We start from the raw sequence: 22,292 nt of genomic DNA on the forward strand, positions 1-22,292 counted from the left end.
AGCACCTCTCGTGTATTGCGGACGTTCGTCTAAGCAGAGCGCCCTCAGGGACTCTGCTGATAGACGGGTGTGGGTTGCAGCGGCGGCGTGCGTCGAGCGAAGTATTCCAGCGCCAGGTAGTCCACGGTTACCCGGATGGTCCAGGCAATGGCGGCGCCCATGATGGAAAAATGCTGGATGCACACCACCAGCAGGCCCAGATAGGGCAACAGCTCGGCGAGATGGATCATCGCGGTGGTCCGCGAATGGCCCCGGGCCTGAATCTTGGCGAAGGGAATCTGCGCCAGGGCGTTGAAGATGAAGCCTACCACCAGAATACGCAGGATCTGCGCGGCATCGCCGCCGTACTCCGGACCCATCCACACCGTCATGATCCAGGGCGCCAGCACCAGGATCGGCAACACCATCGCCAGGCTGATCAGCAGCAGACCCCAGAACGCCTTGTTGGCCTGGCGCGCGGCGTCTTCGCCGCTCTTGCTCAGGAGTGGGAACACCACCCGGGCCACGGCATTGGGGATGATCAGCATCCGCGACACGGCCTCCGCAGGAGCGGTGTAGAAGGACACCCGGCTGGCGCCGACCATGTGCGACAGCACGAAGCGGTCGAAATAGACCATCAGCGGACTGATGATGTTGCTCACCGTCATCCAGCTGCCGAATTTCAGCAGTTCCTTGAACACCTCGACCTTGAAGGTGCGGATGCCTTCCGGGAAGTCCTTGTGCAGCGGCCAGTAGGCCAGCGCCATGGACATCACCCGGGCCAGCACCAGGCCGATCACGGTGGCGGAAAAGCTCGGTTCGATCAGCACCGCGATCAGCGGCGCGATCGCCAGCAGACTGTTGGAGAAGGTCCGCAGGATGTTGAATTCCCCAAAGCGCTCGTTGCCCTCCAGGTAGGCGAACCAGACCGTCGCCAGCAGGAAGGGTGGTACGCACAGGCTCAGCCAGCGAAAGCCGGCCACGGCATTGTCGAAATGCTCGGGCGAGACGTGCAGCAGACTCACCACCTTGCCCGCGCCGAACCACAGCAGCAGCGTCGCCAGCAGGCTCAGACCGATGACGGCGCCGGTGGCCGTGCCCATGACCAGTCGATTGAGCCCCTTGTCGCCGTGGTGCATGGCGACGGCGCGGATCACCGCGCGCGACAGGCCGGCATCGAACAAGGTGGCATAGCCGACGATGGCGAAGGCCAGGGTGAACAGGCCGAACTGCTCGACACCGAGCAGACGCGACAGCACGCCCATGGTGGGCAGCGCGATGGCACTGGGAATGACGACACCCAGGATGTTCCAGGTGCTGTTTTTGATCATCGACATCGTGGGGGTGAAAACTCCTTGGGGCCGCCCGGCGGACGCCGGGCGGCACGAGGGATCAGACCGAACGAGCCAGCTGGCTGCTCGGACGCGGGTAGGGGCTGCTGACGTAGGTCTCCTGGACGGGTGCGGAACTGTAGTGATGCAGGGCGCGCAGCGCCTGGATCACCATCAGGTAGCAGATGGTGGCCTGGAGATACTCGAAGAAACCGGCCAGCGGCCAGATCACCAGCTGGGCCAGGGTGGCGGTCACCACGAAACCGGTATCGGGGTGCAGCATCTTCGCCCAGCGATAGTAGAGGAACAGCGACACCGGGATGATGATGAAGGCCAGGAAGCCAAAGCGGAACACGGTGCCGAACACGCCTACGTCGGACAGGAAGAAATACTCGCCGAAGTAGGGAATGAAGCCGTTGTTCCACATCAGCGACAGCGAGCCGCTGGGCAGCCAGTGGTTCTGGCTGAGGTGGGAGAAGATGTAACCGATGGTCTGCTCGCGCACGCCATCGGTGGGGCCGTCTTCCACCGACTGAGCGTAGAAATCCAGATTCAGCCCCAGCACCTTCATCAGGTCCGGGAAGATGAAGAAGGGCGACAGCAGCAGGGCGGAGACGCAGATCCAGACGATCGACTTGCTCTTCAGGCAGAACACGGTGAAGCAGAGTGCCAGCACGATGAGCTGCCGGGTCTGGGTGCCGAACACCAGGGTCAGCAGGAAGAACATGGCCAGCACGATGTGCACGGTCTTGCTGCGCGCCGAGCCGTCGATCGGCGAGATGCCCTTGTTCCAGGTCTGGATACAGTAGAAGTAGGCCAGGCACAGGGCCGGAGCGCCGATGGAAGAACGGTCCGGACGGTCGAAGGAGGACTGCTTGTCACGCAGATCCGGCAGCGCGCCGAACTTGAACATCCAGGCCATGGCCGCTGCCAGCAGCGCCGTGATCAGCAGGGCTTTCTCGAATTGCGAGGCGCTCATGTTGCGCCCGAGGAACATCAGGGTGGCGAAACCGAAGCTGAACAGGATCCGCCGCTCTTCGATCAGGCCGTAGAAGATCGGCTGACCGTAGAACAGAAAGGAAAAGATCGCCGGCAACCCGATGAACACCACCGACGAATAGACGGCGTAGGTCATCAGGATCTTGAATTCGCGCTGCTGGGTGCCAATGCTGGTCAGCAGGTAGAAGAAGGTGAAGGCCATGCAGATGGCCAGATACAACTCGTTCAGATAGAGGATGCCGACCGGGTTGTGCGGGCTTTCGCCGAACACGTCCAGGTGCAGGATCAGCAACGGGATCAGGAGAACGAAGGAAACGGTACTTTTACGGAGAATGCTCATAGACCTACCCATCCAGACGGGACCACCGGACTGCTTGTCCGGTGGTCATCTTCCTTGCGGCTGAGAATGCTGCGGGGGCAGCGCCTCAGGTGCGGCGACTGCTGCGTTCCTTGAGATAGATGGGCAGGATGCTCAGGGCATCGTGCACGTAACGCTTGGCCAGCCGCTTGGGCTCCGAACACATCCGGTGCAGCCATTCCAGCTTGGCCTTCTGCATCCAGCGCGGGGCACGCTTGACGGTGCCGACGGCGAACAGGATGGAGGCGCCAATGCACAGGCCGACGCCGGTACGCTTGCTGCTGTCGATCTGCCGTGCGAGCTTTTCCTGGCGCGGCGCCCCGACGGCATAGAGGATGAACTCGGAAGGGTTCTGCATCACGAAGTCGACGCATTTCTGCGTCTCCAGCGGATCGTTGATGAAACCCATCGGCGGGTTGTAGTGCGCCAGCTGGATGTGCGGATACATCCGGCGCAGCTTGCCCACGTCATTCTCGCTCGAACCGATCAGCACCACCGACAGGCGCTCGTCGTTGGCCTTGCGCAGAATGCTCAGGGTGAGATCGCTGCCGGTGATGACCTCGGGCACGGCGACGCCCAGCGACTTGAGGATAGGCATCAGGATCCGGCTGTCGCAGATGCGTTTGCCGGCGCGCTGATAGGACTCGCGCATGTCCGGATTGCTCTGCAGCTGCACGACATGGTCGATGTTCGGTGTGACGATGTAGCTGTAGGGACGATGGATGTCCTGGCTGATCGAGCTCATCAGCTCGTCCTTGGTACCGGTGAAGAAGTCGATACCGAAGGCTTGGTTGCTTAGGTTAGACATGCATCGTCGCTCCCTTGAAGGCACCCTTGACGCCGGACCAGGCCAATTTCGGATTCTTGAATTCCTTGAGCACGGTGATGCCGGACAGGAGCACGGCGGACACCAGCGCATAGGGAGTGCCATGGAATTTACGATTGAAGCGGGTCGCCGCACGATTACGGAAGTAGTGATAGAAGGCGCTGCGACCGCCCGAGCTCATGGAGCCGTAGTGATAGAGCTGGCTCTCGCGTGAGACCTTGAGCACGACGCCCTTGCGTTTGGCCTGGTGCTGCCAGTCCACTTCCTCGGAATACATGAAGTAGGCTTCGTCCATGAAGCCGATCTCGGTCAGCAGGCTGGCGCAGAAGGCCATGCTGCAACCCATGATGTAATCGGGTTCACGGTCCAGCTGGGAAATCTCGCTGACGTCGATGTCCTTGCCCAGCAGCTTGGACTTGCCCAGCAGTGGATAGAGGATGCCGCCGCCATAGCATTCCAGGCGCCCGGTCTGGGAGCTCAGGATCACCGAGCCGACGATGGTCTTGGGCGCGCGCTGCAGCTCGGCCAGCAGCGGGGCGAAGGCATCATCCTTGACGTAGGCGTCGTTGTTGACGACCCAGAAATGCTTGACCGCTAGATTGTCCAGCGCCCAGCGCATGCCGTAGTTGTTGCCGCCGGCGTAGCCGTCGTTGCGCGGGCTGGCGAGCACGGTGACCTGGCTCAGGGCGTTGTCGGCCTGCCAGCGTTGCAGGACGTCGATGGAGCCGTCCTGGGAATCGTTGTCCACCACCACCGCGTGATCGATGGACGGGCAGTGCTTGAGGATGCTCTCCACGCAACTGATGGTTTCGTTGGGGGCCTTGTAGTTGAGCACCATGACTACGTTCATTGGCGTGTTCCTATTCTTCAGAATCATCAATCCGGTACAGCGTCGAGATGCAAGGCTGCCAAGCGTGGCTGGGTTCAGGAGGAAACCCTTCGAAATCGCTGTGTGAGGTAGTTTCTTGTTCGATGCGCCTGTACGAATACTGCCGCGATCCCTGAAGGGATCGGCTGGACGGCGATCAGGCCGTCCAGCCGGGGTAGTGCATCAGCTCTTGGCGTTCTGCTCGTAGGAGTAGTGGTAATTGCCATAGGAGCCGTAGTTACTGGCCTTGCGCTCCACGGCGTTGAAGATCACGCCCTTGAGCGGAATGCCGTTGAGGTCGAAGCGGCGCTTGGTCGCCTCAAGCTCCTTGACACTGTTCACGCCGAAACGTGCGACGATCAGGCTGGTACCGGCGTGACTGCCGATGATGCCGGCCTCGGTCACCGCCAGGATCGGCGGGGTGTCGATGATCACGATGTCGTACAGCTCGCTGAATTTCTTCAGCACGGTGGTGAAGCGGAGGCTCATCAACAGTTCCGACGGATTCGGCGGGAACTGACCGCAGGAGACGAAATCCAGGCTGCCGACTTCGGTCTTCTTGATGGCGTCGTTCAGGGCGATGCGGCCACTCAGCAGATCGGACAGACCGTCCTGCTGCTTGGTGTTCATCAGCTTGTGCAGATAGCCCTTGCGCATGTCGCCGTCGATCAGCAGGACGCGCTGGCCGGACTCGGCGATCACCGCGGCCAGGTTCGAGGACACGAAGGACTTGCCGACGCCCGGGCTGGGACCGGAGATCATCAGGATGTTGTTCTTGGCCTCGATCATGGCGAAGTGCAGGCTGGTACGCAGGCTGCGCAGCGCCTCGGTGCTCAGATCGGTCGGGTGGGTGAGAGCGGTCAGCGAGGATTCGCCCGGCTGCTTGGTGCCCAGTACCTTGGTGGTGTCCGCCTGATTCTTGCTGTAGGGGATCGAAGCGTAGACCGGCAGACCGATCTGCTCGATGGCTTCCGGCGTCTCGACGCCGCGACGCAGGGTGTGACGGGTGTAGACGATGGCCAGGCCGACGATGCCGCCCAGGATGATGGCGACGGCGATGATCAGCGGCTTGTTGGGGGCGGACGGGTCATCGACGTTGGCGTTGGCGTTGTCGATGATGCGCACGCTACCCACGGTACCGGCGCGAATGACTTCTAGCTCCTGAGCCTTGTTCAGCATCAGCGCATAGGTCTGGCCGGTCACTTCGATGTCGCGGTTCAGGCGCAGCAGTTCCTGCTGGGTTTCCGGCAGTACTTCGACGCGCTTCTGCAGCTTGGCCCGCTCAGCTTGCAGCTGACCCAGCTGGCTCATCAGCGCCTGGTAGGCCGGGTGCTGACGGGTGAACTTGCGATCCATCTCGGTGCGCTTGAGGTTCAGCTCGGAGATCTGGTTGTCCAGCGCAACGGTCTGTTCCAGGACGCCCTTGGTCTCGCTGTCGATATCGACCGACTTCTTGTTGGTCTGGTAGTAGTTCAGCGCGGACTGGGCCTTTTCCAGATCGGATTTCACGACCGGGATCTGGGCACGCAGGAATTCCAGGCTCTGGGTGGACTCGGCGGCGTTGCGATCGATGTTCTGCTGAACATAGATGTCCGCGACTTCCTGGACGATGGCCTGGGCCTTCAGCGGATCCGCATCCTGCAGACCGACACCGATGATGCCCGACATCTTGCCGCGCTCACCGGCGACGATGCGACCCTGGTATTCCTGGATGGTCTTGGAGAAACGCTTCTTCATGATGGTGAATTCGGTGCCCGGGCGAGCCTGCAGCGTGGCGACCTTGATCTGGTAGCCCGCATTGCTCACCGGCTGGCCGAGGCCACCGTGCAGCACCACTTCGTCATCGGCATTGAAGACGGTGAAATTCTGGTTGTCCTCGACCTTCAGCTTCATCGGCTTGTCGAGGTTGCTGTCAGGCACTTCCAGCTGGTCGAGGACCAGTTTCTCACCGCCCCAGGCAAAGCTGTTCAGACCCAGCAGGGGCGAGGCCACGTCGGTCTCATTCTGCGGCTCGAAACGACGCGCGACGAAGTTGCCAATCAGCGGGAAATAGCGCGGCTTGACCTCGATATCCAGCTTGAGGTTCTCGATCGCCTTGCCGATCACGGAGCGCGACTTGAGCAGCTCGATCTCGGTCACCGCCTCGGGCATGGGCGGCGGCATGCCGCTGGTCTGATCGGTCAGTCGGGTAACGCCCTTCTTCTCCATTTCGATCTGGATCATGGCGTTGGACGAATACATGGGCGTGGCCAGGATGGCGTAGCCAATACCGAGCGCGGCGAAAATACCGATTACCGACAGGAGTTGCCATTTGTAATCGATCAACATACCGAAGAGTGCGGAAAAGTTGATATCCGACTCATTCTTAACTTCGGGAGTAAAGCGAGGCATCGTGGTCATGAAATTCCTTCTTCCCTATTTGATGTATGGAAGCCAACTGTTTACACAGCGCGTCAAAAGTATGTGGACATTTTGAAACATCTCTTTAGAAAGGCGATAAGGGTCTGGTACTTCTTGATTGCTCAACCATTTCCCGATCAGAAAAACCTTACCCCTGACTTCAGGAGCAATACTTTCGACGGAGCGTGAGTGAAACTCTTCCATGGTCAAAATCAAATCCGCCTTGCGCAGCATCTCTGCATCCGCTTGGCGAGCTTGGTGGGTGGTGAAATCTATGCCGTTTTGCCGTAGTACCTCTTGTGCGTTCTTCTCGATGCCATGGCCAACCAGTGCCCTGATGCCAGCGGAACCGACCTGGACGTCACGGCCTTCCAGCGCCTTGGCCAGTAGTGCTTCTGCGACCGGGCTGCGGCAGATGTTCCCTTCGCATACAACCAATATCGACTTGATCATTCTTCAAAACCTTCCTGTTGTCCGGACAACAGGTATCGACGGCAGATAGCCAGCGATGCCTGTCTCCAGGGATCGCTTGCTGCCGATGTAATTAGGGTCGGGAGTCCAGGCTCCAGATCGTCGTGCTGAGGGGCGGGCCAATGGCCCCGGCCGGTCTCAGTATGCGTTCTTATTGATGAAGCCTTTGAACAGCGTGAGGAAGATGATCTTGACGTCCCACCAGAAAGACCAGTGGTGGATATAGTCCAGATCGAACTCGACCCGCTTCTGCATCTTGTCCAGGGTATCGGTCTCGCCGCGCCAGCCATTGACCTGAGCCCAACCGGTAATGCCGGGCTTCATCTTGTGGCGGAGCATGTAGCCCTGCACCAGCTTGCGGTATTGCTCGTTGTGAGCGACGGCATGGGGGCGGGGACCGACGATGGACATTTCGCCGCGGAGTACATTAATGAATTGAGGCAATTCATCGAGAGACGTACGTCGTAAAAATGCACCAAACGGGGTGATGCGGGTGTCATTCTTGGTCGCCTGGGTGACCTTGGCGCCATTTTCCATGACCTTCATGCTGCGGAATTTCCACACTTCGATCGGCTTGCCATCCATGCCGTAGCGCTTCTGCTTGAAGAAGATCGGACCGGGCGAGGTGATCTTGATGCCGATGGCGATGGCCAGCATGGGCAGGGAGATCATGGCCAGGATGATGGAAGACAGCACGATGTCTTCGATCCGCTTGACGATGTGGCTGGCGCCATCCATCGGGGTATCGAAGATGCTGATGCTGGGCAGGCCATCGAGGCTTTCGCTGCGGGCATGCAGCAGGTGGAACATGAAGATGTCCGGGATGATGTAGACGGACGCCGTGGTGTCGCTCAGCTCCTGGACCAGCCAATTGATCTTGCTCTGATCGGCCATGCCGAGCGTGATGTAGACCTTGTCGACCTGGCCGGAGCGGACGTCCTGCATGAGCCGGTCGAGACCGCCATTCAGCACTGGGCTGGGCACGCCTTCTTCACCGGTGTCCTGGTTGTCGCTGTAGAACCCGGCGATGCGCAGGCCCATCCAGGGCGCGGTGCTGATGGTGTGCGCCAGGCGCTGGGCGACCATGCCGTTGCCGGCGATGGCAACGTTGCGGGTGTTGATGCCGGCTTTGCGCAGGGAGTGCATGATCGAGCGCAGCAGCACGCGATAGCCGCACAGCGTACCCAGCGTCAGGCCCAGCCAGCCCTGCATCACGCCAGGCGAGAGGTAGGACTGGTCGAAGAAGAAGTAATCGACCATGAACACGGTCGCGAAGGTCAGCACCCAGTAGGTGGCGATCTTGAGCAGTTCATCGGTGATGCGTTCACCGCGCCAGGAACCATAGACGTGGTTCAGCTCGGTGAGGAAATGGAAGATCAGCAAGGACAGGAAGATGACGACCCAATGCTCGGGACGCATGCCGGTTTCCGACGCCCAGGTACCTGCCACGTAGGCGCTCAGCGTGATCACGGCGAGGTCGAGCAGGCGGTGTGCGAGCGAGATTGCCGAGGAATTCGTATGCAAAATGCCGCGTTCTTTCAAATTCATGGTTCCATCCTTGTGCGTATACCGTGCACGAACTTTCAACTGGGCGAGGCAGCTACCAGCGTCTGAAATGTTCACTATGGCGCTCTAGGACCGATGACTGGCCACCGATCGCTAAATGCCATGATGGCTGTAGCGACGTTAGGACTCGGCACTGATTAAGAGGTTCACACGGTAGAAAGGCGGGGAGGCGCTGTCGAGCAAGCCCAAATCAGGGCAAATAGCACGCCAGACGAGGTGCGGCAGGAGAGGGGATGTAAAGAAGGAGGGAGTGCGTCACAGTGCGGGCGGACGGCCGGCACACTTCTCTCGTCGCAGGGTGCGATGAGCGGTTTGTCCGGGCAGCAGAAGGGAGGAAAACGTTCCGTCGGACTTTAATGCGGGATACGGGATTTGTGCGCTGCTTCACCAAACAATGAGACAGCCAGACCCGTCAGGTCGGGTGTAGGCCAGTCCCTGGCCTGGAGCACGCCTCAATGGCGATGATGGGACTGAAAGCTCAAGGGGGAATTGACGGGGAGGGTGGAGATCTTGGAATGCCAGGCTGAATTCCTTGCGTTGTCGTGCGAGAACAGCAAGAAGGACCAGCTGACGAGGAGGGAGGCCACCGCAAGCCAGGGCAGCTGGGCTTGGGCGAAGACGAGGCAACCGGCGACGCCGGTCCAAACGGGCAGGTAGTAGCGCATTTTTGTTATTCCTGCTTTTTTTGCGAGATTGCAACCTAACTATTGTGCAGACTTTGTGAGAAGTCCATCACCAAAAGGTATTTTTTACATTTCGTCGCGCAGATTCCGACAAACGTGCAGGATAGAGCGGCTGTGAGCCTAGGCCGAGTGGGGTTTTTCCGCCGTCAGCAGCAGGTTGCGCGGTGTCAGGTGGGCTGGACAGAAGGTCCCCAGCGTCACTCTGTAACCTTGCTCCTGTAGGAACAGCGCCTGATCCAATACCAGCCAGAGCTCCAGGGGACGGCGGAACAGGCCGCGCAACAGCTCGAGATTCCGAACTTCCGCCAGCCGCTGGAAGCCTCGCCTTTCCCAGAGCGGCCAGTCGATTCCGTTCGGCAGCAGCAGATCCTTGCGTCTTGCCAGCTCTTCACCGAAGGCGGCGAAGGGTTGGCGCAGCCAGTGGCTGGGCAGTGGCGGCGTATTGAGATAGACATCGTGCCCCGTGACCTCGCGTTGCAGCAGATCGAAGCCCAGCCGTCGCGCCATGGACAGGTCTCTATCCCGGCGTACCCGTTGCCCGCCGGTGATGGTTTCACAGAGGGCCAGACGCAGGGCTTCCCGGTCCAGCCGCAGTGCCGAGGCCTTCGCCGGCGCGGACAAGGGGCCATACACCTCGGCGGAGATGCGGTCATAGCAACAGGGCGCCAGGGCCAGTTGCTGACAGCCGCGCGCTGCCGTCACCCTGAGCAGCTGGGTGTGCAGGTCGCCGCAGGCATGCAGGGCGACGGGTGTGTCGCGGCTGCCAAGCTGGTCGCCTGCCAGCCTTTGGAGCACATCGGCCTGATAATGGTGCACGGAGGCCCGGGCCCGGTGGCTGAGCCTTGCGCCTTCCACGACGAGGGCCGCATCGACCTCCAGGCAGACCGCTGGCGCACCCTGATAGGTCAGGTGCCTGGCCAGGTGGCCCTTGCCCGCGCACCAGTCGACCCAGCGCCGCACCGGTTGCTGGAAGTCCAGCTTGCGGCTGAAGGCCTCGATCTGCAGCCACTTGCGCCCCGGTACGTCGACGTCTTGCCTGCCGGACAGATTGCGGCCAGGAGCGTCTTGGTGTTCGGGGACCTGAGTGAGCGCCAGCGAGGTCTTGGCCAGGGAGCGGAAGGGTTCAGGTGCAGCCAGGAGCTGAGGGGTATTATGGGCCGCCTCCGCCGCTTCCAGGCTGCGGGCGCGCAACCAATCGGCCAGTTCCGGGCAGCTCGACTCCCAGGGCAGCTCACGCTCGACGAAGGGTCTGGGCCGCCACAGGTGCTGATGCCGGGTCAGGAAAAGATCCAGGGCGGTGAAGCGGTCTAGAAAGTCGGCAGCAAGCATGATGGCATTGGGCAATGACGGGATTGGCAGAAAGGCTGAGCCTGGCCACTATTGTCACTTTGCCCGGGCACGCTTGGGTATCGAAATCTCCAGTGTCTGGCCCAGCGGCGGGTTACCCGGGCTGATCCGTTCTCCGCGAGTTTCGACCTGTGGCTTGCGGCGCCTGAGCGGCGAGGCCGAACGGCGACCGTGGGTCAGTTGGATGAATCGATTTATCTCAAAGCCGGACATCTGGTCGTGTGACCACTACTTGTCGCGCTAACATTGTCTGTTCGGTTTATCCCAGAAGGAAAATTCTATGAAGCCAACCTCCCCGCACAAGCTGCGCTTAGCGTTCAGAGCCCTGCTGAAATCGGACAGCTGCTACCACACGGCGTCCGTCTTCGATCCCATGTCGGCGCGCATCGCCAACGACCTCGGTTTCGAAATGGGCATCCTCGGCGGGTCGGTGGCTTCCCTGCAGGTGCTCGCCGCTCCGGACTTCGCCCTGATCACCCTGAGCGAATTCGTCGAACAGGCCACTCGCATCGGCCGGGTCGCCCGGCTGCCCATCATCGCCGACGCCGATCACGGCTACGGCAATGCCCTGAACGTCATGCGTACCATCACCGAGCTCGAGCGCGCCGGGGTGGCTGCCCTGACCATCGAGGACACCGTGCTGCCGGCCGGCTATGGCCGCAAGTCCACCGACCTGGTGAGCGTCGAAGAGGGCATCGGCAAGATCAAGGGTGCGCTGGAAGCCCGTATCGACGAAGCCCTGAGCATCTTTGCCCGCACCAACGCCACCGAACTGAGCACCGCAGAGGTCATCTCCCGTACCAAGGCCTATGAGGCGGCGGGCGCGGACGGCATCTGCATGGTCGGGATTCGTGACTTCGATCATCTGGAAGAGATCACCCAGCACCTGAGCGTGCCGGTGATGCTGGTGACCTACGGCAATCCCCAGCTGCGCGACAACGCTCGCCTGGCCAAGGCCGGGGTGCGGGTGGTGGTGAATGGTCATGCCGCCTACTTCGCGGCGATCAAGGCGACCTACGATTGCCTGAGAGAGCAGCGCGACATCACCGCGTCCGACCTGTCCGCGTCCGAGCTGTCCACCAAGTACTCGACACTGCAGGAGTATCGAGTCTGGGCGCGGGAATTCATGGACGTGAAGGAGTAACGATCAGGCGGTGCTCAGCGAACTCGGCTGCAGACCCTTGCTGGGAAAGGGCGTGACGATCTCCAGATCCAGATCGGCGGGCAGATGCAGCGCGGCAACCCGGGCTTCGACGAAGGCACGCATTTCCTGACGGAAACGCTTGGTGGCGAAGCGCTCGGCATTCTGCCGGCACGCCTGTTGGCTGATCGGCGTCTCCAGGGCTTCGAACTGGCGCACGGCGGCGCACAGCGAGGCGACGCTCTGCTCCGGATAGAAGACGCCGGTGGGATGGGGCGCATCCAGGCCGCGTACGGTTTCCAGCACGCCACCCCGGCCATAGGCGATGACGGGGGTCCCGCAGGCCTGGGCTTCGATGGGGGTGATGCCGAAGTCTTCCTCGGCGGCGAAGACGAAGGCCCGCGCTCGGCGCATGTGGTCTAGCAGGCAGTCGAAGTCCTGGTAACCGAGCAGGGTGACGTTGGGACCGGCGACCTCCTTGGCCTTCTCGAATTCGGGGCCGGCGCCGATCACCACCAGTTTCTTGTCGGGCATCGAGCTGAAGGCTTCGACGATCATGGGCATGCGCTTGTAGGGCACCATGCGCGAGGCCGTCAGGTAGAAGTCGTCCTTGCCGCCGCTGGGCGTGAAGCGACTGATGTCGACCGGCGGATAGATGACCTTGGCTTCGCGGCGATAGGCCTTGCTGATGCGCCGGGCGATGAAGTGGGAGTTGGCGACGAAGGCATCCACGCCGGCGGCGGTGCGCTGATCCCAGATGCGCACATAGTGCAGGATGACGCGTGCCAGCTTGCCCTTCAGGCCGCGATCGAGCCCGGCTTCCTTGAGGTACTGGTGCTGCAGGTCCCAGGCGTAGCGGATGGGCGAGTGGACATAGCTGATGTGCAGCTGGTCCGGACCGGTCAGGACGCCCTTGGCCACCGCATGGCTGCTGGAGATGATCAGGTCGTAGCCGGACAGATCCAGCTGCTCGATAGCGTGCGGCATCAGCGGCAGATAGGTCTGATAGCGCTTCTTGGCCTGCGGCAGGCGCTGGATGAAGGTGGTCGTCGCCTGCTTGCCCTGCAGCTGCGCTCGATCTTCGTCCGAAAGGAAGTCGATCACGCTGAACAGGTCCGCCTCCGGCCAGATGTCGAGCAGTTCGGCGAGCACGCGTTCGGCGCCAGCAAAGGTTACCAACCAATCGTGAACGATGGCGATTTTCATGTCGTCTTCCTTAAGCGTGAAATGAAATCAAGTGCTGGTGCTGAATCATGGAGTGCGGGTCTTTCTGGTCACTGCATATCCCCAGGGCAGCCGGGTGATCTCGATGTCGTCCGAAGCGCTGTCGAGTTCGTGCAACTTGATGGTTGGGCTTTTTGCAAAGACGGCGTCTGTTGCAGGCGTTTCGAAACATTCAGCGTTCTCCGGGCGCTCCGCGGTCTCTGCCGCGGTGTCGTCCGAGCTGCTGCGCAAAAGGTGGCAATCAGCGACCTGAAGGACGCGTCCGGACACGTTCGATTCGTCGAGCGTCAGGGGTACAGAGGAACGGCGCTGGCCAGCCATGGCTTTGCTTGTCTCTTCCATGAGTTCTTGATCGCTGAATTGTTGTTGTGGGGTCGTTTCAGGCGGCCCTGGCCGCGGACTTCGTGGTGATCGCCAGGGCGCTGTCCAGCAGGTCGGAGACCTTTCTCGCGGAGGTCTGCCAGTTGAAGCGCTGGATGTTGGCCAGGCCCTTGGCGCGGAGCGCCTCCCTGAGCGGTGCGTCCTGCAGGATGGTGCGCATCGCCTGGGTGATGCTGGCCGTCTCGTAGGGGTCGAAATAGAGGACGCTGTCCTGCAGGACTTCCGGCATGGAGGCGGTATTGGCCGAGATCACCGGGCAGCCGCAGGCCTGGGCTTCCAGGGGCGGGATGCCGAACCCCTCGTAGAGCGACGGAAAGACGAAGGCGGTGGCCTGGCGATACTGGCGCGCCAGTTCGCCATCGTCGATGCGGCCGAGCAGCTTGACCCGCGGATCCCTGGCCGCCAGGGTCGCCAGATCGCTCTGGCCGAACACGGCGTGGCTGTCGCCGACGATGCGCAATTCGACCTTGAGGTCCCGCGGCAGGGCGGCGAAGGCTTCCAGCATCCGTGAGAAGTTCTTGTGGTAGCTGGGCGAGGACACCGCCAGCAGATAGGGGGTGTCGACGCTGTCGATCCGCGGCGCCAGGGTGAAGGCGTCGGCCACGGCGTTGGGCACGACAGTGATCGAGTCGCTCGGGTAGCGATAGAAGCGCGAGATCTCGTCGCGGGAGAATTCACTCACGGTGATCAGGGCGTTCGAGCGCTTGAGCAGCATGGGAATCAGGCAGCGGTACGAGGTGCGGAATTTCCACGAGTAACTCTCGGGAAAGCGCACGTAGTTGATGTCGTGGTGGGTGGCGATCTGGTTGCTGTAGAGCAGCGGCGCCGTGCTGCACAGTGACAGCAGTAGCGGGCTGCCCTGGCTCTTCAGCCAGTTCGGCAGGTCCCATTGCTCCCAGCGCTGGCCCTGGCGGGTGCCGATGACTTCGATGCCCAGCCGTTTGGCCACCTCGGGCCTGACGGCGCCGGGCGGCGCGACGAAGCGCAGGTCGGATCTCAGCTTCGCCAGCTCCAGCGAGATGCATTCCGCGAAGCGCTGGACGCCGCGAAGATCCTGGGTGATGAAGCGGGAATTGACGATGATCATGATTCTGCCCGTTGCCGTGACCTGGGTGGATCAGTTGGAAAGCTGTGTGTGAGGGACGTGAAGCTGCTTGGTGGCGCCGTGCTGCGCCTTGCCCAGCACGTCCTCGAAGAGCGCCTGGTACTGGTCGAGCATGGTGTCCATGTTCAGCAGATCGGCCACCGCGGTGCGGCTCAGCAGACTCAGCCGCTGGCGCAGCTCGGCATCGTCATGCAGGCATTGCAGGGCGCGGCCCAGGGAGTCGCGGTCGTCGGCGTTGCAGAGCAGGCCGTTGACACCATCCCGGACGATCTCCGGCAGGCCGCCCATGCGGGTGGCGATGACCGGCTTCTGGAAGGCGCAGGCCTCGACGGCGACCATGCCGAAGGGCTCGGCCCACAGCGACGGCGCCACGAAGACGTCGATGTTCCGGTAGAAGTCCTCGGGCTTCTGATAGCCGACGAAGCTGACCTTGTGCGGATCGGCCATGGCCTTGAGCTGGGTTTCGTAGTCCAGCTGGCCCTTGCCGGCGATGGTCAGGGTCGCGTTGAGTGACAGCCGCTGGAACTGCTCGATCAGCCAGCCCACCCCCTTGTTTTCCGACAGGGTGCCCATGTAGCCGAAGCGGACGACGCCCTCGGGACTGGGTGTCGAGGTTTCGCCATTGCTGCCGGCGATCAGGCTGGCGTTGTGGATCACCTGGCGCGGAACGCCGCCGAAGTAGCCCTTGTTGACGATGGTGTCCAGCAGATAGCGGCTGACGCCGACGACGGCATCCACCTTGGCGGACTGCTCGGCGTGGGGCCGGCGCAGGGCGGCGCAGCTGCCACAGAGTTTCTGGCAGCTCTGGCCCTTCTTGAACAGGGTGTTCTTCGGGCACAGCAGATACATATCGTGCAGCACCTGCACGATGGGGACGCCGCTGGCGCGGATCTCGTCCCAGGCCGCTACCGACCAGCCGGACAGGTTGTGGCACACCACCAGGTCCGGCTTTTCCCGTTGCAGGACCTGGCGCAGGGGTGTCCGCATCGCGCTGTTGTACTGGTCGCGAAAGTGCCAGCCGAAGCGCGCCAGCGGACCGGGGCGCTGCTGGGTCAGGGGCCAGTAGAAGTTCTTCAGCCCGGCGCGATAGACGCGGACGTCGTTCACCGTCTCCTCATGCACACCCTGCTCGGGACCGGTCACCAGCACGGCGACGTCGTGGCCACGCTGCTGGAAGCCTTCCACGCTGCGTTGCAGGATGAGCTCTGCACCACCGCCCACATGGGGCGGATAGAAGCTGTTGAGAAAGAGCAGTTTCATAGCGGATAGCTGCGGTTTATCCCCAGCGCGCCGGTTTCGCCGTCCTGGACCGCCTGCCGGATCAGCGCCAGGCGCTGGCGACTCTTGTCATCACGGGCGAACCACTTGAGCAGGGTGTGGAAGACGTAGCGGTTGAGGTTGTACATCGGCCGCGAGCTGGCCCAGACGTTCTTGTCGAACCAGGCCTGGTTGCGCGCGGCGTAGTAGGCGCGGAAGTCCGAGCCGGCCTGCAGGTAGTTCTGGTAGACGTTGCTGGTGCCTTCCTTGATGTTCCAGGAGTGCTCCAGCTCTTCGAGTTCCGCCTCGGTGACCATGAACAGCTTTCCGCCGGCCTGGGTGATGCGGTAGGTGTACTCGGTGTCGTCGGAATAGAGCACCAGCTCGCGCAGGGGCAGGCCGATGCGCTCATAGAGGCTGCGGTGGGCGAGCATGCCGCCATAGGGGGCGAAGGGCAGCTCGACCAGGGCTTCCGGCTGGCCACCGCGCGGACGGCCCCAGGGCAGGCGGCGCCAGATCTTGTAGGGAATGCGTGCCACGTGGAAGCCGAAGTAGCTCGAACGCGGCTGGGTGATCATCTTGGTCGGGATGCACTGGGCGATGTCGGCCTGCTGGGTCGGCCGATAGCCGAGCACGGCGACCTTGTCGCGGCCATGGACGGCGCCGAGTTCATCGAGGCGGCGGTGCAGCACGTCGAGGGCATCGCCCAGGGGGGCGTTGTCGTCGTCCATCATCCAGATATGGGTGGTGTCGCTGGCCAGAGCGGCTTCCAGGGCCACGGCGTAACCGTTGGCGGAGCCGGTGTTCTCGCTCAGGGCGATCACCTTGACCTGACCGGGCCAGCGGGTTTCGAGGCTATCCAGCGATACCGTCGCCGCATTGCTCACCACGACGACCTGGTGGATGGTGCGTTCGGCCAGGGCGCGGGTGACCAGCTGCTCCAGATAGCCGAGGCGATTGCCGTAGGTGACGGTCACGACCGTGGTCTTGCATTGCATGAATAGACTCCTCCAAAGGGTCTTACAGTTCTTGGTCAGGCGCGCAGCCGTTGGTTGACGGGAGCCGCTGCCGACAATTGATCAAGAGCGACGCTGACCCGTTGTTCGCGTTGCAGGATGCGCAGCAGGATGATGGCCCGCTCGTTGCCATCGGCACTCAGGAACACCGCGTCCATTTCCAGCTCCTGGCTGTACTGCACCCGCACGGTCGCGCCGGGCTGGTGGGCGGGCGCAGGTTCCGCCAGGGCGGCGAGTCGCTGGCGGATGTCGTCGATGATGCCTTCGCTCACCGCCGTCGGCTGGGTGCCGAAGCTGACGATCCGATTGACGCCGCGCGTCGAGCGGATGGGGTACCAGTTGTCGTTCACGTCATTGAGCTGAATGAACAGATACCCCGGGAACAGCGACTCGCTGCCAACCGCACGACTTCTGCCGGACGCCTTGCGCTCGCGCTGGGGCCGGAAGCAGACATAGCCCTGTCTGCTCAGGTTTTCTTCGGCCCTGGCTTCCTGATTGGGCTTGGTCTGCACCAGATACCAGTGACCGGTGGGAGGGGCGAGCGTCATGGGCGAGTTCCTTCTCTAGGGGCGATCGGTTGCGGCGTATCAGGTACGGGGGCCGTATTCGTAGTAGCCGTAGACGCCATCGTCTTCCATGGACGTCGAGGCCTTGCGCTGCACGCCGTTGAGGATGGCGCCCTTGATGGTGATGCCGTTCTGGGCGAAGCGCCGGCGGGAGTTCTCCACCGCCTTGAGGGTGCTCTGGCCGAAACGGGTGACCAGCAGCGTGGTGCCGGCGAGACGACCCACCAGGGCGGCATCGGTCACCGCCAGGATCGGCGGGGTATCGATGATCACCAGGTCATAAAGGCCGCCCACTTCGTCCAGCAGACGGGAGAAGTTGGCGTGCATCAGCAGCTCTGAGGGATTCGGCGCGGACTGACCACAGCTGATGATGTCCAGTTGGGCGATACCGCTCGGGACGATGGCTTCACGCAGCTTGCTGCGACCGGTCAGCAGCTCGGACAGGCCGGCTTGCGGCTGCAGGCCGAACACGCGGTGCAGATAGCCCTTGCGCATGTCGGCGTCGATCAGCAGCACGCGCTGACCCGACTGGGCGACCACCGCGGCGAGGTTGCTGGAGACGAAGGATTTGCCGACGCCCGGGGTCGGGCTGGAAATCATGATCACCCGGTTCTTGGCTTCCAGCATGGCGAAGTGCAGGCTGGATCTCAGGCTGCGCAGGGACTCCACCGCCAGGTTGGCCGGCTGCACCACGCTCAGCAGATTGGGTTCGCCGGTACGGGTCTTTTTCTTCAGGCGACGGTTCAGGCGCTCCTGGTCCTTGGTGAAGGGCAGGGTGGAATAGACCGGCAGGCCGATCTGCTCGACGGTGTCGGGATTCTCGATGCCCTTCTGGAAGGCCTGGCGGACAAAGACCACCACCACGGAGGTCACCAGACCCAGCAGCAGCGACAGGATCAGCGCGATCTTGCGGTTGGTGGCCGGCTCGTCGAGGTTGACGTCGGCGTTGTCGACCAGGCGCACGTTGCCGATGGTGCCGGCGCGGATGATGTCCTGTTCCTGGGCCTGGTTGAGCAGCAGCTGATAGGTCTGGTTGGTGACCTTCATGTCGCGATTCAGACGCAGCAGTTCCTGCTGGGTGCTGGGCAGGGCTTCCACTTTGCGCTGCAGGCTGCGCTTTTCCACTTCCAGCTGGGCGAGCTGGTTCAGCAGGGTCTTGTAGCTGGGGTGATCGCGGGTATAGAGGCGATCGTATTCGGCCTGCTTGAGCTTGAGCTGGGAGATGTTGGTGTCGAGGGTGACGATCTTGTCCAGGACCGCCTTGGTTTCCAGGCTGATGTCCACGGAGCGGCTGTTGGTCTGATAGCTGTTCAGGGCCGCTTCGGCGCTTTCCAGGTCCTTGCGCACCGCCGGCAGCTGACCACGCAGGAAGTCCAGGCGCTGGGCCGCTTCGGCCGAGCTACGCTCGACGTTCTGCAGCACGTACAGGCGGCTGATCTCGGACAGCACGCTCTTGGCCAGGTCGGGATTCTCGTCCGCCAGGGACAGATAGATGATGCCCGACTCCTTGCCCGCTTCGCTGGTCTTGATGCGGTTCTGATAGAGCTGTGCGGTGGTGATGACGCGGTTGCGGGTCACCTTGAATTCGGTGCCGGGGCGCGCGGTCAGGGTCTTGATCTGCATGCGGTAGCCGTTACCGCTGGCCATCTGGCCGACCTGGCCATCCAGCAGCGGCTGCTTGTCCTTGTCCAGCAGGCGATAGCGACCGTTGCTGCCGGCGACCACCGTCAGGGTCTCGCCGTACATGTCGTCCGGGACATCGAACTGGAAGACGTCGATCTTTTCGCCGCCCCAGGCGAAGCCGCGCAGTTGCGGCCAGCTGTCCGCCAGCTGACCCGGCTTGTCGGCTTCGTAGGTGCGCCACAGGTAGTGGCCGATCAGCGGGAAGAAGCGTGGCTTGGCCTCGATGTCCAGGCGCAGGTTCTCCACGGTCTTGGCCAGCACCGCGCGGGATTTCAGCAGCTCGATCTCGGCCACGGCCGGCGAGGCCGAGTTGGGGCGCACCACGGTCTCGGCGACCGCCGTGAGCGCATTCTTCTTGGGTTCGATCTGGATCATCGCCCCGGCGATGTACTGCGGGGTGGACAGCACGGCATAGGTGATGCCCACGGCGAGAAAGCCCGCGGTGATACCCGCGATCAGCTTCTTGTGATCAAGAAGCGTGAGGGCCATCGTCTTGAGGTCCAGGTGTTGTTCTTCGTGTTGTTCGAACGAAGAGCGCTGCATGACGGTCATTGGGGTCCCTTCCTTTTAGCTGGATACAGCGCAGCCGGAAAACTGCTCTGTGTACGTTCAGTAGGTGACGCGTTTGGGGGCGAAGCGTCGGCCGATGTTGAGGGTGATGTTGCTTACCGCCCGCAAGAGCGCCTTGACCTTCTGGGTCGGCGGAATCGAGGACAGCGAAAGACTCAGGACCTGGCGCAGGAAGAAGACATGCAGGTCACGCTCGCCCAGCCGGTAGTAGTAGTTGGCGAGGCAGTACTGGGTGTGGAGATCCATCTGCAGGCGCTTCTGGCTGGCGCGCATGGAAAAGATCCCGTTCTCGTGCACGCGGTAGGCGGCGGGGCGGATCTCGTCCATGAACTTGCCCTTGCCGTGGGCACCCAGCAGCGACCACCAGACGATGTCCATGAGCGCAGCGGTTTCCAGCTCCGGCGGCAGTTCCCGCAGGACATTGCGGAAGCAGGCGGTCAGGGTGGACAGCGGCAGGGCCTTCTTCAGCTCGGTTTCGCTGCGGTCGTAGTGATCCTGGCCACTGAAACGCTGCGGATTGACGATCCCCTTGCTGTTGAAGGCATAGGAGGCGTGGAAGGTCAGGGCGTAGTCCCGATTGCGCTCCAGGAAATCCACCTGCAGCTGCAACTTGCGCGGGTCGTTCCAGTAGTCGTCGCCTTCGCAATAGGCGATGTAGTCGCCGCGGGCGTGCTGGAACACCGGCATGCCATAGGGCTTGCCCTGGCTATACTGGTTTTCCTTCTGCAGGATCAGGCGGATCAGCCGGGGATAGCGGCGCTCGTAGTCCTGGAGGATTTCCCGGGTACCATCGGTCGAAGCGTCATCGTTGATGATGATCTCGAAGGGAAAATCGGTCTGCTGGCGCAGAAAGCCATCGATGGCCTGGCCGATGTAGTCGCGATGGTTGAAGGTCAGGCAGACGATGCTGGCGACCGGCCGACTGCAATCCGTCGGCCAGTTCTTCATGATCTCTGCTTCGGTCCGAGCGTCCATGTCAGATACCTGCTTTGTAGAGTTGGGAAAACAGGCGCGAGCGGGTCTGTTTCGGAGAACAGAGCACATAGCTCAGCGCCATCAGCACCAGGGTCAGGCCACCGCTCAGGGCAAGGGTGGCGAGAATGGCAAACCGCTCCTGCGGTTGAATCTCTTGGTACAGCAACTTGCTCAGGCCCACGCCGATGGCGGTCACCACCACGGCCACCAGCAGGTCCTGGTTCCAGTAGCGCTGCAGATTCGGCGCGAAGCGGCCGTGGACGATCATCGGCCAGATCACGAAGGGGATCAGGCGCATGAAGAACCAGGCCAGCGCCGCGCCGTAGGCGCCGTAATGCAGGACCACCAGGATCACGATGGGCACCGAAATGGCCGCGGACACCAGGCTGTACCAGACGTGCAGGCGCAACTTGCCGTAGGCGTACTGCAGATAGAACTGGAACTGACTGAGAGCCAGCAGCGCCGAGCCCAGGGCGTACCAGAACAGGATCGGTTCGCTCCAGTGGGCGGAGACCTTGTCGCCGGTCCAGGCGAAGATCAGCGCCTCGCCATGGAAGGCCACCATGGCCGCCAGCGGCAGCAGGATGGCGAAGGCGAAGCGCGCCGCGTTGCGATAGAGGCGTTCCAGTTCGAGCGGTTTGTCCTGGGACACCAGCACCGTCATGCGCGGCAGCAGCGCCTGCACCAGGGGATTGGTCAGGGTCACGATGCCGGTGGAGATCAGCGCCACCAGGCTGAAGTAGCCGTACTCGGCCAGGGGCAGCGCCTTGGACAGTACCAGCTTGTCGAGCTGGGTCAGGGCGATCCACAGGATCGAGGTAAAGGACATGCTCAGGGCGAAGGGCACGATGGGCTTGACCCGCTGCCAGTCGAAGCCGCTCCACCAGGTGGGGTTGGGCAGCAGGCGATAGGCCTTGAGCGCATAGACCAGCATCTCGAACACGGCGACGAAGGCCTGGAACACGAAGAAGTCCAGCGGCTCCTGGGAAATCCACATCACCAGGATCAGACCGCCGAAATAGCGCACCGTGGCGATCAGTACGTTGACCAGATTCAGCCAGCCGTGCAGCTCGACGCCCTGGACGCCGCTCTTGTACAGCGTCGACAGCAGGCGGAAGGCGATCATCAGCCCCATCAGGCCGATGCAGTGGGCCACGGTCTCCGTGGGCAGGCCCTGGACGTTGAGCCAGTGGCCCGCCATCCATTCCGAATTCAGCTCGATGGCGACGAAGGCCAGGGTCGCCAGGGGGATGAAGATGAACTCCAGCGAGCGCAGCAGCTGGCCACGGGTACGCCCCGCGCCGGTCTGGCCACGGCCATGGGCGACGTCACGTACCAGCGAGGCGGAAATGCCGACGTCGAGGAGTTGCAGCCAGGTCTGCAGCACGGCGAAGAAGCCGATCAGACCATAGGTTTCGGCACCCAGATGACCGAGATACATCGGCTGGATCAAGATGCCGATCAGCAGCGCATAGGCTTGGCCGGCATAATTGATCAGGGTGTTGCGCAACACCGACACTTTCGCGGGACTGGTCATGGGAGATAG

The 22,292-nt window shown here is 62.2% G+C and carries 19 protein-coding genes; 1 reads left to right on the forward strand and 18 read right to left on the reverse strand.

What is annotated here, in order from left to right; genetic code table 11:
• Positions 1-44: 44 nt before the first annotated feature.
• The 9 genes from C722_RS24615 to C722_RS0104540 form a co-directional block, all read right to left on the reverse strand.
• On the reverse strand, positions 45-1,316 hold the full coding sequence (locus C722_RS24615; RefSeq protein WP_256204520.1) for a flippase: 1,272 nt from the start codon (positions 1,314-1,316) through the stop codon (positions 45-47).
• A 55-nt stretch (positions 1,317-1,371) separates the two neighbouring features.
• Positions 1,372-2,649: a hypothetical protein gene (locus C722_RS0104505; RefSeq protein WP_017639361.1), complete on the reverse strand. Its 1,278-nt coding sequence runs from the start codon at positions 2,647-2,649 to the stop codon at positions 1,372-1,374.
• Positions 2,650-2,734: 85 nt separating this feature from the next.
• A complete protein-coding gene (locus C722_RS0104510; protein ID WP_017639362.1) occupies positions 2,735-3,475 on the reverse strand; it encodes a WecB/TagA/CpsF family glycosyltransferase in 741 nt (246 codons plus the stop codon).
• Positions 3,468-4,343: a glycosyltransferase family 2 protein gene (locus C722_RS0104515; protein WP_017639363.1), complete on the reverse strand. Its 876-nt coding sequence runs from the start codon at positions 4,341-4,343 to the stop codon at positions 3,468-3,470. The genes C722_RS0104510 and C722_RS0104515 overlap by 8 nt, the downstream gene beginning before the upstream one ends.
• Before the next feature lie 201 nt (positions 4,344-4,544).
• The gene (locus C722_RS0104520; RefSeq protein WP_017639364.1) at positions 4,545-6,761 is read right to left on the reverse strand and encodes a polysaccharide biosynthesis tyrosine autokinase; all 2,217 of its coding nucleotides are present in this window, start codon (positions 6,759-6,761) and stop codon (positions 4,545-4,547) included.
• A 15-nt stretch (positions 6,762-6,776) separates the two neighbouring features.
• Positions 6,777-7,214 (reverse strand): low molecular weight protein-tyrosine-phosphatase, encoded by a 438-nt coding sequence (locus C722_RS0104525; protein WP_017639365.1) that lies wholly within the window; start codon positions 7,212-7,214, stop codon positions 6,777-6,779.
• 156 nt (positions 7,215-7,370) lie between these two features.
• Positions 7,371-8,780 (reverse strand): undecaprenyl-phosphate glucose phosphotransferase, encoded by a 1,410-nt coding sequence (locus tag C722_RS0104530; RefSeq protein WP_017639366.1) that lies wholly within the window; start codon positions 8,778-8,780, stop codon positions 7,371-7,373.
• 470 nt (positions 8,781-9,250) lie between these two features.
• Positions 9,251-9,463, reverse strand: a complete 213-nt coding sequence (locus C722_RS0104535) for a hypothetical protein (RefSeq protein ID WP_017639367.1) — start codon at positions 9,461-9,463, stop codon at positions 9,251-9,253.
• Positions 9,464-9,601: 138 nt separating this feature from the next.
• A complete protein-coding gene (locus C722_RS0104540) occupies positions 9,602-10,810 on the reverse strand; it encodes a methyltransferase (RefSeq protein WP_037063176.1) in 1,209 nt (402 codons plus the stop codon).
• Positions 10,811-11,108: 298 nt separating this feature from the next.
• Between C722_RS0104540 and C722_RS0104545 the strand changes: the two genes are divergently transcribed.
• Complete coding sequence (locus tag C722_RS0104545) at positions 11,109-11,972, forward strand: oxaloacetate decarboxylase (RefSeq protein ID WP_017639369.1); 864 nt, start codon at positions 11,109-11,111, stop codon at positions 11,970-11,972.
• A 3-nt stretch (positions 11,973-11,975) separates the two neighbouring features.
• Here C722_RS0104545 and C722_RS0104550 read toward each other — a convergent pair whose 3' ends face one another.
• Genes C722_RS0104550 through C722_RS0104590 form a run of 9 tightly spaced genes read right to left on the reverse strand, consistent with a single transcriptional unit; the run spans position 11,976 to position 22,283 of the window.
• A complete protein-coding gene (locus tag C722_RS0104550) occupies positions 11,976-13,175 on the reverse strand; it encodes a glycosyltransferase family 4 protein (RefSeq protein WP_017639370.1) in 1,200 nt (399 codons plus the stop codon).
• 45 nt (positions 13,176-13,220) lie between these two features.
• A complete protein-coding gene (locus C722_RS0104555; protein WP_017639371.1) occupies positions 13,221-13,535 on the reverse strand; it encodes a hypothetical protein in 315 nt (104 codons plus the stop codon).
• Between the two features lie 37 nt (positions 13,536-13,572).
• Complete coding sequence (locus C722_RS0104560; protein ID WP_017639372.1) at positions 13,573-14,661, reverse strand: glycosyltransferase family 1 protein; 1,089 nt, start codon at positions 14,659-14,661, stop codon at positions 13,573-13,575.
• 30 nt (positions 14,662-14,691) lie between these two features.
• Positions 14,692-15,939, reverse strand: coding sequence for a glycosyltransferase family 4 protein (locus C722_RS0104565; RefSeq protein ID WP_017639373.1), 1,248 nt, complete (start codon positions 15,937-15,939; stop codon positions 14,692-14,694).
• On the reverse strand, positions 15,936-16,934 hold the full coding sequence (locus tag C722_RS0104570; protein WP_017639374.1) for a glycosyltransferase: 999 nt from the start codon (positions 16,932-16,934) through the stop codon (positions 15,936-15,938). The genes C722_RS0104565 and C722_RS0104570 overlap by 4 nt, the downstream gene beginning before the upstream one ends.
• A 35-nt stretch (positions 16,935-16,969) precedes the next feature.
• Positions 16,970-17,500 carry a transcription/translation regulatory transformer protein RfaH gene (gene rfaH / locus C722_RS0104575; RefSeq protein WP_017639375.1) on the reverse strand — a complete coding sequence of 177 codons (531 nt, stop codon included), beginning with the start codon at positions 17,498-17,500 and terminating at the stop codon, positions 16,970-16,972.
• A gap of 39 nt (positions 17,501-17,539) precedes the next feature.
• Positions 17,540-19,753, reverse strand: coding sequence for a polysaccharide biosynthesis tyrosine autokinase (locus tag C722_RS0104580; protein WP_017639376.1), 2,214 nt, complete (start codon positions 19,751-19,753; stop codon positions 17,540-17,542).
• A gap of 57 nt (positions 19,754-19,810) precedes the next feature.
• Positions 19,811-20,746, reverse strand: a complete 936-nt coding sequence (locus tag C722_RS0104585; protein ID WP_017639377.1) for a glycosyltransferase — start codon at positions 20,744-20,746, stop codon at positions 19,811-19,813.
• 1 nt (position 20,747) lies between these two features.
• Positions 20,748-22,283 (reverse strand): oligosaccharide flippase family protein, encoded by a 1,536-nt coding sequence (locus C722_RS0104590; RefSeq protein WP_026083658.1) that lies wholly within the window; start codon positions 22,281-22,283, stop codon positions 20,748-20,750.
• Positions 22,284-22,292 lie beyond the last annotated feature (9 nt).

Origin of the sequence: Pseudomonas sp. 313, assembly GCF_000316965.1 — a bacterium.
GTDB lineage: Bacteria > Pseudomonadota > Gammaproteobacteria > Pseudomonadales > Pseudomonadaceae > Chryseomonas > Chryseomonas benzopyrenica.